The following is a 13272-nucleotide window of genomic DNA, read 5'->3' as shown; positions in this document are numbered from 1 at the left end:
TTATTGGCCACCAGCAGGGCATTCACCATTTTGTCTTTGGCATAACCGGGATGCACACTGCGGCCGTTCACAGTTATTTTTGCACTGGCAGCATTAAAATTTTCAAATTCGAGTTCGCCCAGTTCGCTGCCATCAAGTGTGTAGGCAAAGTCGGCCCCAAATTTCTTCACATCGAAATGATCGGCACCTTTGCCAATTTCTTCGTCGGGCGTAAAACCCAGCCGGATTTTTCCGTGTTTGATGCTTTTATCGTTGAGCAAAATTTCGGCTGCTGTAACAATTTCGGCAATTCCGGCTTTGTCGTCGGCTCCGAGAAGCGTGGTTCCGTCAGCTGTAATAATCGACTGTCCTTTGTATTTCAGAATTTCAGGGAATTCAGCCGGATTGATGGTCACATCATTTTTCAGCTTCACCGGTGTCCCATCGTAATTTTCAATAATCTGCGGCTTCACATTTTCGCCCGAAAAGTCGGGGCTGGTATCCACATGCGCTACAAATCCCACCACCGGGGCGTTTTCAACTCCGTTGGCCGGGATGGTAGCCATCAGGTAACCATATTTGTCCATTTCCACTTCCAGCAAGCCAATTTCCCTGAGTTCAGCTTCCAGTTTTTTCATGAAAACTTTTTGACGTTCAGTACTCGGGAAAGTTTTACTTTCAGGGTCTGAAGTGGTATATTCTTTCGCGTATTTTAAAAACCGTTCTACTACTTTTTCCATTGAATTTTCCTTGTTAATAAGCCAACCCAAAAAGAACCCGTTGTTTTGAAGGTTTGCCCGAATAAACGCAAACTCCTTCTTCCTGTTCATTATCGAGCGGGAGGCAACGAATAGTTGCTTTTGTTTCTGCTTTTATTTTCTCTTCGGTTTCAGATGTGCCGTCCCAGTGCGCCCAAATGAAACCACCCTTTTTATTCAGCGTTTCTTTAAATTCGTCCCAGGTATCCACTTTGGTAATATTTTTCGTTCTGAAATCGAGTGCTTTGTTGAAAATTCCCTGCTGAATTTCATCAAGTAGTTTTTCAATATATTCTGAAATTCCTTCCAGCGGCACTACTTCTTTTGTAAGCGTATCGCGGCGGGCCACTTCCACGGTTCCGTTTTCCAGGTCGCGCGGGCCCATGGCCAGGCGAACAGGAACGCCTTTCATCTCATATTCGGCAAATTTCCAGCCGGGTTTTTTGTTGTCGCTGTCGTCAAATTTCACTGAAATGCCTTTTTCTTTCAGCTCGGCAACAATCGTGTCCACTTTTTCTGAAATCACACCCAACTGTTCCATTTTCTTATAAATTGGCACGATAACTACCTGAATCGGTGCCAGTTTAGGCGGCAAAACCAGTCCGTTGTCATCAGAGTGAGCCATAACAAGCGCTCCCATCAAACGGGTGGAAACACCCCACGAGGTAGCCCAAACGTATTCTTCCCTTCCCTCTTTATTGGTAAATTTTACATCAAAGGCCTTTGCAAAGTTCTGTCCTAAAAAGTGAGAAGTACCTGACTGCAGGGCTTTTCCATCCTGCATCAGGGCTTCAATCGTGTAAGTATCCACTGCACCGGCAAAACGCTCATTTTCCGATTTTAATCCTTTTATCACCGGCATGGCCATAAAATTTTCAGCAAATTCGGCGTAAATATTTATTATTTTAATGGTTTCATCAATAGCTTCCTGTTTGGTAGCATGGGCGGTGTGCCCCTCCTGCCATAAAAATTCGGACGTGCGCAGAAACAAACGGGTACGCATCTCCCAGCGTACCACGTTGGCCCACTGGTTAATGAGCAAAGGTAAATCGCGGTGCGACTGAATCCAATTGCGGTACGTATTCCAAATTATAGTTTCTGAAGTTGGACGAACAATTAATTCTTCTTCCAGTTTAGCTTCCGGATCGACCACGATTTCACCACTTTCTTCATCATTTTTTAAGCGGTAGTGTGTTACCACCGCACACTCCTTTGCAAATCCCTCAACATGAGCGGCTTCTTTGCTAAAAAAAGATTTTGGAATAAATAACGGGAAGTATGCATTTACATGTCCCGTTTCCTTAAACATCCGGTCTAATTCGGCCTGCATTTTCTCCCAAATTGCATAACCATAAGGTTTTATAACCATGCACCCCCGCACTGCCGAATTCTCGGCCAAATCTGCCTTTATAACCAGATCCTGGTACCACTGTGAGTAATTATCGCTTCGTGGTGTTAATTCTTTCGCCATTTTATTAAATTTGGTACAAATTTTGAGTTTACTTTAATGATTTAAGCGTTCACAAAGAAAATAAATATTATTGACATTAATAAACTGGGAGGAAGAGTTATGAAATCAAGATTAACAATTTTAGCGGTGGTTGCACTCATCTTTAGTGCATGTACCACGGGGTCGTATGTCTCCAGCAACTATTCGGACGACATCTACTTCAACCCGGGAGATGTTCCTCCACCGATAACTGTTGAAGAAGAAGAAACAATTACCCAAAATGAGCCTGTTCAGGAAAAATCATCTGAAAGAATGATTATCAGCGAGATTGAAGAAAATGAAGAAGGTTCACAAACTATGAACAACTACATTTTCGAAGGCACCGAAGAAGATGCTGATGCACTTACATACAGCATGGATCAAGCAGACATGGATCAAACAGACACCACCGTTTATTACAACGACGACGAAATGAAATATGTAATAAACAATTATTACGACGGCGATGCCCTCGATTATGCATACCGCATAAGAAGGTTCCACCGTCCATATTTCTACGATCCGTTTTACTGGGACAGTTGGTATTACGATCCCTACTATTCGTGGTATTCTCCTTCATGGTCCTTCTCATGGAACTGGGGATATAACTGGTACTCACCTTACTATAGCTGGGGATACGGCTATTCGCCTTATTACAGCTACTGGAACAGCCCTTACTACAGTTGGGGATATCCATACTACAGTTCATGGTATAGCGGATATTATTCAGGCTATTACAGCGGCTACAACAACAGCAGATGGTATGCCGATTCAGATAACTACAGGTACGGAAAAAGAAGAACTACCGGAACAAACGTACGTAACGTGAATAACCAATCAAGTGGCACGACCACCACTTCTGCACGTGCTAATGGTACAACAACTAAAAGCAGCAGGAATGGTGAAGTAAGCCGCACAGCCGAGGAAAGTTCACAGGCTACCCGCAGAAGCACTTCAAGTTCGGGCGCGCGCGAAGGCAGTTCAGAAAACAGAAACAGTGTTAATACTGACCGTAAATCGTCAACAACCAATGCTGTTTTAACCGAAAGAAGAAGAACCTCAGAAGGCCAGTCCAATACCAGAACATATACCCGACCGGGAAGCACTTCCTCGCAAAAAACTTATACACGGCCATCAACCAATTACACTAAACCGAGGGTAGTGAGCCAGGGCAGAAGCAATTCAAACATCCGGTACACCAAGCCGCGGTCAACATCGAGCTATAACCGCACTTACCGCTCCAGCTCCACCTATACAAAAAGTACAAGCAGCAGCTCATCAAGGAGTTACCGCAGTACGCCAACAAAATCATCGAGTTCCGGAAATTACAGGAGTACTCCTACAAGAAGCAGGAGCAGCAGTTCGGGCACCTACAGGAGCAGCGGCTCAAGCACCAGAAGCACCGGGAGTTCAATATCCAGGAGCTCAGGGTCTTCAAGGAGTTCCGGAAGCAGCCGCTCATCATCCTCATCTTCAGGAAGGAGAAGATAGAATTGTATAATTAATAATTAGGCAAAAACAGAAACAAAAATGCCATAAGCCTCATAAACAATGAATAAAAAATATTCAGGAGGTTGGTAGTTTTTATTTAATAAAACCATTGAAAACAATAAATTTAGTAAGATGAAACGATTAATAACACTTGTAACAACAATAATGCTTGTGCCTTTTTTCGTGCAGGCACAGGATTTAGCCGATGCCTTACGTTATTCACAATTTCAGGTGCAGGGAACGGCACGGGCCGGCGCAATGGGAAATGCATTTGGTGCACTCGGAGGTGATTTCACTTCGGTAAGTATTAACCCCGCCGGACTCGGTTTATACCGCGCTGATGAGCTCGTTTTAACACCTGCTTTCGGCCAGTCAAAAGTTGAGTCAAGTTACTTTGGCAATACGATGAATGACAGCAAATACAATTTTTCACTAAACAACCTGAGTTATGTTTCGGCAATTCAAACCGGCAACAAGAGCGAAACCGGACTTGTTAACCTGAATGTGGGCATTGGTTACAACAGGTTAAAAGATTTTAACAACAACATGCTTGCCGGAGCCACCAATCCTGATGGTTCATTTCTCGATTACATGGCAGATAATGCTACAGTTGGCAACTGGAGCGACTTTTATGAACAGCTGGCCTGGGATACCTACTTGCTTTGGAAAGAAGACAACAGCGATGTTTACTGGCATGACCTGGATTCAGAAGGGGCTAATTACGGGCAAAGTCAACGCAAAAGCATAACCAAACAAGGTTACATGAATGAATACTCGCTGGCCATGGGAATGAATTTTAACCACAAGTTGTATTTAGGAGCTTCCGTAGGAATCGTTGATGTATTTTACAAAGAAACTTCTGAACTACTGGAGTGGGATGAACAAAACAGAAGTGAGTTTTTCAACGAAATGCAATTTGACTCTTATTTACGCACTTCGGGAACTGGCTACAACGGGAAAATTGGGGTAATTTTCAAACCCATAAATGAAATCAGGTTGGGCGCATCGGTTCATACACCAACATTTTACAATCTTCATGATGGGTTTGAAACTTCGATGTATTCGAATGCTGCCGATGAAGAGGGTGTAATGGGCAATTTTGAAGCCCAATCGCCCTACTCGGAATATGACTACGATTTGGAATCTCCCCTGCGTGCCACATTAAGCGGCGCTTTTGTGATTGCAAAAAAAGGTTTGCTGAGTATCGATTATGAATTTGTGGATTACGCATCGGCAAATTTACGCCGCGGAGGTGATGGTTACCAGTTTGTTGATGAAAACGACGAAATTTCTGAAGCTTACCGTTCGGTTGGCAACCTGAGAGTTGGCGGCGAATTCCTGGCAACCAGCAGTGTTAGTCTGCGTGCAGGTTTCGAATATTATCCTTCGGCCTATAACGAAAATGCATTTGGAGTTTCACAGCCAAATGCCGATGTGAACACGAATATTTATTCGGCCGGAATTGGATACCGCAGCGGTGGTTTCTTTTTCGATTTAGCCTACCGTTATACCGATACAGGAAATTACGATTCCCTTTATCCTGCTCCGCCAACCGATTTTTATAATATGCCCGAAATGGCACATTTCAACACAACTAAAAACAACGTACGCTTCACTTTCGGATTTAAGTTTTGAGGTTAATAATAGTTGAATTTTAAGTTTTAAAAAGCACAGATGTTTGTTTGTGCTTTTTTTTGTTTTTATAACTTGTGGCCGATATTCTGGTTCATGCATCAGAAAAATAACTATTTTTGATTTAGTAGTAATAAAAACAACTATGTGGACAACTATCGGCCTCATCCTATTTTATCTACTCACACCCGTTCTCCTCATTTATTTATGTAAAATTTCGAACACACTTAACCGCATAGGTGCTGTTGTGCTTGCCTATGCCATCGGGTTGTTTTTTGGAAACATTGGTATCTTGCCAACACCAAGTGATACATTGGTTCAACTGCTGGGGGGCACACAAAATTACCTCCCGCCGGATGAATTTCAGCAATATATGAATTCTCCCAATTACGTGGAAGGCGATTTCACTTACAATATGATTGCACGGATTCAGGAGAATATCATGAACTACACCATTCTCATTGCATTGCCATTACTGCTCTTTTCACTTCACCTGAAAAAATGGCTGAAAAATGCACGAAACACTCTCCTGTCTCTTGTTCTGGCAATATTTTCGCTACTTGCATCCATTTTTGTGGGTTATTTTTTGTTTGCACATAACATTAGTGAATCGGATAAAGTTACAGGAATGCTGATTGGCGTTTATACCGGCGGCACACCCAACCTGGCTGCTATTGGCACAGCGCTGAAGGTAAGTCCCGACATTTTCATTCTCACCCATACCTACGATTTAATTATTGGCTCAGTGGCATTGCTTTTCCTTATGACGGTAGCCCAACGTTTATTCCACACGTTTCTTCCCCGCTATGGGGTAATCCGGAAAGCCGAAAATGTGATGCGTATTGAAATGGAAGAAGAAAACAGCCACATGGAAAATTACGATGGATTGTTCAAAAAAGAAAACCTGCCCGATATGGGAAAATCACTGCTCTATGCAATTATAGCTTTTGGAATTGGCGGCGGATTATCGCTTTTGGTTCCTAAGTCGGACCAGGTAATTGTGATAATTCTTGCTATAACCACGCTTGGATTGGGAGCTTCATTAATAAAACCTGTCAACAAACTAAATATCAGCTTTCCGTTGGGCATGTATTTTATAATTGTTTTTTGCCTGGTGCTCTCATCGATGGCCAACTTGCGCGAAATGTTCCAGATTGAATTTCTCGAACTGTTTTTGTACGTGCTTTGGGTAGTTGTGGGTTCCATGATCATTCATGTTGGGCTGGCCCGCATTTTTAAAGTAGATGCCGACACAACAATTATTGCCATTACAGCCCTCACCTACTCACCGCCGTTTGTGCCGGCAGTTGCCGGTGCCCTGAAAAACAAAGATGTAATCATCGGAGGAATAACTATCGGTATTTTGGGATTTGCGTTCGGTTCGTACCTCGGTATTTTTATAGGAAAAATTTTGTAATCAGAACTGAAAGTAGATAAACGGCTGCATGTCGGCAGAAATGGATTGATAAACTATAATGATAACTGCAGCCGAAATCACAATCTTCAGCCAAAGCGGCGCTGCAATAAAGGCATCTTTTAGCCGGTCTTTCCATTTTTGGCCCACCCAGTGCGTGAAAAATCCGAAAAGCATTACCAGGAATACCCATTTGTAAGCCACCAGCACTTCGGGAACGATAGATAAATCGAGGTTGGTGCCAATCTGGTGCATCATGCCGTTAACCACGTCCATCGACTCGGAGCGGAAGAATATTCGCGTGGCTGTAATAAAACAAAACGTGATGGTTATTTTCCATAACGTTGCCAGCCAGTTGGTCTTCTTTTCCCACGGACTGATTTTCCGCCAGAACTTGTAAACCACCAACCCTACTCCGTTGAGTCCTCCCCAGATGATAAACTGCCACGAGGCACCGTGCCATAATCCGCCCAAAAGCATGGTCAACATCAGGTTGATGTTGGTATCGATTTGGCGTTTCACTTTTGGGAAGATGCGAGCTAAAATTGCAAAAAGCAGAACGACTCCGGCAAAAATGGGAATCAGAATCAGTTTGCCGGCCAGCAAAACCACGATAGCCAAAATAATTCCCAGGCTGAGATAACTAAAAGTCGAGCCATTGCGGTTTCCACCAATGGGGATGTACAAATAATCTCTCAGCCACGACGATAACGAAATGTGCCAGCGTTTCCAGAACTCTCCTACATTTTTGGCTTTGTAGGGCGAGTTAAAGTTTTGCGGCAGCCGGAATCCCATCAGCAATGCCACGCCAATGGCGATGTCGGTGTAGCCCGAAAAATCGACGTAAACCTGTAGCGAATAGCCAAAAAGAGCCATGAGGTTTTCAAATCCGGAATAAGAAATGGGATCGGAGAAAACCCGATCGACAAAATTTACGGCAATGTAATCGCCGATAAAAATTTTCTTTACCAGCCCTTTCAGTATGATATATACCGCCCAGCCAAATTCGGTTTTCGAAACCCGGTAATCTTCGTAAATCTGTTTTACAAAACCCGATGCCCGCACAATGGGGCCAGCCACCAATTGCGGAAAAAAGGAGACATAAAACCCAAAATCAATTAAATTTTTAACCGGCTGAGTATCCCCCCTGTACACATCCACCGAATAGCTAATGGTTTGAAACGTGAAAAAAGAAATTCCCACCGGCAATAAAATCTGGTTGACTTCGAAATGAGTTCCGGTAGCCTGATTTGCCCAAAGCGCCAGGTAATTCACCACCTCGAAATTTGCACCTAACAACGTATTCAAACTCTCAGTAAAAAAATAAGCATATTTGAAATACCCCAGCAGCGACAAATTTACCACCACACTCAACGTCACCAGCAACTTTCGGGTCATCGTACTTTTCGAATTATGAATGCTTTTCCCGATAAAATAGTCAACCAGCGTGGAGAAGATCAGAATAAAAAAGAAAAAACCGCTGGACTTGTAATAAAAAAAGAGGCTGGCTGCAAACAGGTAGCCGGCACGCAGACTCCGGTTACGGTTGTTGTAAACAAACGAGTAGCCGGCCAGCACCACGGCAAAAAATCCCCAAAAAAAGAAACGGGTAAAAATCAGCGGCGATTCCTTGTCGTACAGGAAAATACTGCGCAGAAACCCGCTCCATTCTATTTGCTGGAAAAACTCCAATTTACTTTTTAAGTTGCGTCAGTTCGTTTTTTGTTTGTAAATATTCTTCAAAATCTCTGGCGAGCGCATTAAAAAACAGATCGCCCAGCAACAGGTAACCTTCGCGTGTAAAATGCACTTTATCGCGCTGCGCCAGTCGTTTGCGCTCCCACAATACAATGGAATTCAGTCCGCCCATCACCGAGTACATATCCCAAACGCCTGCATCTAATTCTTCTGCCAGCTGGAACATACTCTCCTTCACTTTTTCGCCGTTCCGGTTTACGTAGCGGCGATAAAGATAACTGTCGTTGTTTGTTGTAAAAATTATGGAAGTTTCGGGAGCAGCTTTTCTGATGCGTTGAATTAGCCCGGTATAATTTTCTTCAAATCGGTTCTGAGAAAAGCGGCGTCCGTAGGCATCGTTGATTCCCAATCCTAAAATCACTAAATCGGGCTTGAGTTGCTCCAGTTGTTTTTCTAACAGTTTACATTCCAAAAATGCCGGAACATCGGCACCATTCACTCCAATGCTGTGGTAAACAATTCCATTTGGAGCCGACCCGGTTATTAATCCATACAAAATAAATTCTCCATCGGTTCCTTTCTTTTTTTGAATAGCAATAGTCAGGCTATCTACCCGTTTTTTTAGTTCAAAATCGATGAAACCGTCATTTACTTCTGAATGCCTAAGTAATGAGCTATCAATATCGATGGAGTAATTTTCTCCCTCGTAAAACAGCCGCACTTCATTGAAGCGGTAATCGAGCTGATTTTCTTTTTCAAGAAGAACAGTTAATTCAGCTTTTTCGGAATGGGTAATAGCAGCAATTCCTCCCACACCCAGGTCGCAAATTTGATGGTTCTGCACATTCCGGCTGCTTTTCCAGTTGCCAGAATACCGGATGTAATAGCCAAACGGAGAATTGGTTCGTGCCATCCGGTACGGAAACATAAATCCCCAGCCGGCATTTAAATTGCCGTTCATTTGTTGGAGACGGTTCCTGATTTGCCCCGAAAAAGTGCCCGCCTGGATATGCGAACCGCCAATCTGAACGATGTTGATTTTTCCTTCGCCGGTTATTAGAAGCTTTTCCAGCTTGCTGTAAAATTGTTCAGAATACGGGTCGTTTCCAAAATGATGGAGTTCATTTAAATCGTAGCGGATAAAATCATAGCGGTTCACCCGGTACAACCAGGAGTTTTCCTGCGCCCCGGCCTGAAACGTAAATAAAATCAGCAGTATGTAACAAAGTTTAATTTTCATTTTTCCCCTGCAAATAGTTGTTGTACTCAAAAATGAGTGCATTGTAAAACATATTGGCAATCAGCCGGGCGCCACGTGTTGAAAAATGCACATAGTCCGGCCGCGCCAGTTCAGGGTCGGCATTTACCCACGACGGCATACTGTTTTTTCCACCCATTGCTTCGTACATGTTCCAGTAGCCACATCCGGTTGCCATTGCAACATCTTTCATGGCTTCAACCAACGCCGGCAAATTTTTATAGGTTACAAACCGGTCTTTTTGTTTAGTTGACATGTCGCCTGGGCCGATAATTATAATTGCCGCATCGGGACAGGTTCGTTTTAATCTCCGGATTTGCGCCCTGAATCCCCGCATATAGTTTTTAACTCTTTTGGGTCCACCCTCGCTGAGGTATGGAACCATATTGCCGCCAAACTGCAGAAAAAACAGCGCCGGTTTTAAATCATCATACATTTTCAGGCTGTGCTCGAAATCGTTCAGTGTAAAAAAGAGTCCCGAGCTACCGCGCAGTGCAATGTTGTCGATAATAATGCCAGACCGGGAAGCCAGCTCAATTCCATAAATATCAGGACTGTCAAATCCTTCAAACAACAGTGAAATATTATCGGTTGTATCCGGCAAATCGCATTCAATCACTCCGTAATCAAGATTTGCTTTCAGGGAATCGCGCAACACAATTGTACCATTTGCTCCCAGCCGGATTTGCACCGGTTCTTTTGCATTTCCGTAAAACATCCTGAAATACTCATACCGCCGGGTCAGTTCAAATGAAAAATTAGTTGCAGCAATATTTAATTCGGCTCTGTAATCAGTAGTAGGTCTGAATGGAATTGAATCGTAAGTTAACGGCGCAAATCTTGAAAAAGCAGCCATCGCCCCGTATTTTCTGTGGTCAACCAACGAATCGATTTTCCCGTACAACGGATAACGTTGCCAGTTATCAGAATTCTCCTGTCGGGCGCTGAACACAAAATCGTAAGGTTGCAAAGCAGGACGCAGTCCCAGACCGGTTCCGCCAAATTTCAATTGTAGTTTGTTACGAATAAAAGCTGTCATCCGGTCACCTTCAATCTGGCTGTCGCCGTAATGCATAATCCGCGTTAACGAGTCGTTTTCCAGCCGCTCAAAAAAACGATACAGGTTTTGTCGGCCGGTTTGGATGAGTTCCAGTTTATGAATTTTGCTCACCAGCGAGTCGTAACTGGCTTTGGGAATAACTTCTTTTATGGTGTCGCCGTGAAGCGTATCAACAGAAATTGAGGCGGCCGAATCGATGTTAAACTGATTGTTTATAATCGCCGAAACATCGGCATATTCCACATCTTCGTCCAGCAGCATCTCTTTAAATGTGGGCATGTGAAAAGTGAATTTCCCCATCTTTACGCCATCTTGCGGGGTGAACCACATTGCAGCAGCCAAAAGGACGAAAACGCCCAGCATAAACAATAATATTTTTGCCGGTTTCATTTTGGAATGTATAAAATTAGTTTTTGTCCAATCTGAATTTTTCGCGCATTGTCGATGTGGTTCCACTGCAAAATAGCTTCGGGAGTTACCCCGTCGTATTTTTTTGCAATCACAAATGGCGATTCACCATTTTGCACCACATGTTCCACTTTTTTGCGGTCAGCCGGAATTTTTGAATAATCAACCCCCGTTTTTTCTTTTCCTCCTGTCGGAGCCGCCATTTCAACATAAAACGCTGCCTTTTCATCCGGTACAAAAACGGAAATTTTCTGCCCGGCCTGAATCCGTCGCTCGTTGTAAATGTTATTCCAGTATTTCAAATCCGAAACCGAAACATCGAACTTTTCGGCTATAATTCCCAAAACATCACCCGTTTGAAGCATATATTCAATCCGGGTTTTCCCGTCAATTTCAATGTCTTTTGCTGCCTGCCCGATAAAACTGCGGGTAGGCTCCGGCGGGTATTCAATGCGTTGTTCTGCAAGCTGAAAAAGTGTCGAATCTTCGATCTCAAAAATGGAATCCTGCATTGCGAGGAATTCATTTTTTGTGCGGGCGGGGAGCGCCACTTCAAAAGTGTTTACGCCAGCCGGAATGATGGAATGTTTAAACTGCGGATTCAGGAATTTCAAATCTGTGATTGTAAGACCACTTATTTCTGCAAGCTGCTCGAAATGAATTTGTTTATCCAGAAAAATAGTATCCGGTTTTTCAAAAAATATTCCCTCATTCCGAATAAATTTATTGGTGTTTAAAAAGACGGTCATCGCCTGGAAAGCAGCCAATGTTTGCTGAAAATATTCAGAAAGATAATCACTGATTTCGTTCCATCCTCCATTTTCTCCGGCTTGGGCCATTGCATTTTTCACCACAGTATTTCCGCAAATTAATGCTGCAACTGCAAGGTTGTAGTCGTTGTAGATTTCAAAATCGTGTTTTAGCTGGTTCACAGCAAACGGGGTTGATTTTAACGGATGAAACCGTTCATCCACAAGTTTGTTGATTTGTGCCCCGTTTAGCACCGCTTGTAAATGAGTAAGCTGCCAAATTCCAGCCCGGTGCATATCTCCAACCGCCAAAAAATTCATGGCCGAAAGCGTTGACGGAAGGTACTTCAGTTCAGCAGGCAATCCTTCCTTTTCAAGAATCGACTGAAAATCGTCTTTAAAAAACGAAAATGTGCGAATCAGTTTTTGCTTTTCTTCGGGATTCAAATTTTCCAGGAAAGAATAATACTCCGCCAATTTTGACGAAGGCTCACGGAACAATCCCGGGTCCATTTCTTTGTAATCCGCAGCCGGATTCTGGGAAGGTTTGAATGAAAAACTTCCCGGGTAAATTTCATCCGTGAGAAATTCATCCGTTTCATCTTCCTGCAAAAACATTGTAAAACGTTCCTGCCACGCCAAAGTATCCAACCCCGGTTGCGACCAGCCCTGTAGATGAATTCCGAAAAACAGGACTACGAGAAGAGGGTGAAAAATGCTGTTATATTTTCGTTTTGAAATCAAATTGCGGCGTTGCACTATAAATTATCGATGAAATAATCGCTCACTTTTCGCATGAGATGAATCCGGTCTTTTCCGCGTACATTGTGCGGATGAGTGGGATACACAAAAAAATCAACCTGCTTGTTTTGTTTCACACATTCGCGCAGGAATTTCATGCTGTGTTGCATCACCACCACATCGTCCTGCACACCGTGAATAAGCATCAGTTTTCCTTCCAGGTTGGCCACGTGGTTAACCATATTTGATTCTTCATACCCATCGGGATTTTCGTCCGGACGGTCCATGTAGCGTTCGCCATACATTACTTCGTACAGGCTCCAGTCAACCACAGGTCCGCCGGCCACACCCACCTTAAATACTTCGGGGTGGCGCAGCATCAGGTTCAGTGTCATAAATCCGCCATAGCTCCAGCCGTGTACGCCAATGCGTTCAGCATCCACATAAGGCAACGATTTAAGGTATTCAATTCCCTGCATCTGATCTTCGGTTTCCAAAATACCCAGCTGGCGGTGAACGGCCGTTTCAAAGTCCCTTCCGCGATTACTGGTTCCGCGGTTGTCCATGGTAAAAGCGATGTATCCCTGCGAAGCCA

The 13272-nt window shown here is 43.6% G+C and carries 10 protein-coding genes; 3 read left to right on the top strand and 7 right to left on the bottom strand.

The window, feature by feature from the left end:
- A partial coding sequence (gene pepT, locus ACTCNA_RS15815; RefSeq protein ID WP_462948904.1) for a peptidase T occupies window positions 1-719 on the bottom strand: 719 nt, incomplete at its 3' end.
- Between the two features lie 13 nt (window positions 720-732).
- Window positions 733-2208: a proline--tRNA ligase gene (gene proS, locus ACTCNA_RS15810; RefSeq protein WP_462948903.1), complete on the bottom strand. Its 1476-nt coding sequence runs from the start codon at window positions 2206-2208 to the stop codon at window positions 733-735.
- Window positions 2209-2307: 99 nt separating this feature from the next.
- On the opposite strand from proS, the gene ACTCNA_RS15805 reads away from it, so the two are divergent.
- The 3 genes from ACTCNA_RS15805 to ACTCNA_RS15795 all read left to right on the top strand — a co-directional run bounded on the left by ACTCNA_RS15805 (window position 2308) and on the right by ACTCNA_RS15795 (window position 6766).
- Complete coding sequence (locus tag ACTCNA_RS15805; RefSeq protein ID WP_462948902.1) at window positions 2308-3717, top strand: hypothetical protein; 1410 nt, start codon at window positions 2308-2310, stop codon at window positions 3715-3717.
- Between the two features lie 132 nt (window positions 3718-3849).
- Window positions 3850-5352, top strand: coding sequence for an OmpP1/FadL family transporter (locus ACTCNA_RS15800; protein ID WP_462948901.1), 1503 nt, complete (start codon window positions 3850-3852; stop codon window positions 5350-5352).
- A 142-nt stretch (window positions 5353-5494) separates the two neighbouring features.
- Entirely contained in the window at window positions 5495-6766 is a 1272-nt protein-coding gene (locus tag ACTCNA_RS15795; RefSeq protein ID WP_462948900.1) for a DUF819 family protein, read from the top strand.
- Here the strand turns inward: ACTCNA_RS15795 and ACTCNA_RS15790 are convergent, their stop codons facing one another.
- The 5 genes from ACTCNA_RS15790 to ACTCNA_RS15770 all read right to left on the bottom strand — a co-directional run.
- Window positions 6767-8455, bottom strand: a complete 1689-nt coding sequence (locus ACTCNA_RS15790) for an MBOAT family O-acyltransferase (protein WP_462948899.1) — start codon at window positions 8453-8455, stop codon at window positions 6767-6769. It lies immediately after the preceding gene.
- Between the two features lies 1 nt (window position 8456).
- Complete coding sequence (locus ACTCNA_RS15785) at window positions 8457-9701, bottom strand: GDSL-type esterase/lipase family protein (protein WP_462948898.1); 1245 nt, start codon at window positions 9699-9701, stop codon at window positions 8457-8459.
- Window positions 9691-11169 (bottom strand): GDSL-type esterase/lipase family protein, encoded by a 1479-nt coding sequence (locus ACTCNA_RS15780; protein WP_462948897.1) that lies wholly within the window; start codon window positions 11167-11169, stop codon window positions 9691-9693. Before ACTCNA_RS15780 ends, ACTCNA_RS15785 begins: the two co-directional genes overlap by 11 nt.
- Complete coding sequence (locus ACTCNA_RS15775; protein ID WP_462948896.1) at window positions 11166-12695, bottom strand: LysM peptidoglycan-binding domain-containing protein; 1530 nt, start codon at window positions 12693-12695, stop codon at window positions 11166-11168. The genes ACTCNA_RS15780 and ACTCNA_RS15775 overlap by 4 nt, the downstream gene beginning before the upstream one ends.
- Window positions 12695-13272: alpha/beta hydrolase family protein (locus tag ACTCNA_RS15770; protein ID WP_462948895.1), on the bottom strand; the 578-nt coding region annotated here is incomplete at its 5' end. The genes ACTCNA_RS15775 and ACTCNA_RS15770, both read right to left, overlap by 1 nt.

This window comes from Tangfeifania sp., from assembly GCF_055108615.1.
Note: the sequence above shows the minus strand (reverse complement) of the source record. Positions and strands in the feature narration are given on the sequence as shown.

Bases quoted from the DNA above. Each gene is read 5' to 3' on its own strand.
- proS (WP_462948903.1), bottom strand. From the start codon at position 2,208: ATGGCGAAAGAATTAACACCACGAAGCGATAATTACTCACAGTGGTAC.
- ACTCNA_RS15805 (WP_462948902.1), top strand. From the start codon at position 2,308: ATGAAATCAAGATTAACAATTTTAGCGGTGGTTGCACTCATCTTTAGT.
- ACTCNA_RS15800 (WP_462948901.1), top strand. From the start codon at position 3,850: ATGAAACGATTAATAACACTTGTAACAACAATAATGCTTGTGCCTTTT.
- ACTCNA_RS15795 (WP_462948900.1), top strand. From the start codon at position 5,495: ATGTGGACAACTATCGGCCTCATCCTATTTTATCTACTCACACCCGTT.
- ACTCNA_RS15785 (WP_462948898.1), bottom strand. From the start codon at position 9,701: ATGAAAATTAAACTTTGTTACATACTGCTGATTTTATTTACGTTTCAG.
- ACTCNA_RS15780 (WP_462948897.1), bottom strand. From the start codon at position 11,169: ATGAAACCGGCAAAAATATTATTGTTTATGCTGGGCGTTTTCGTCCTT.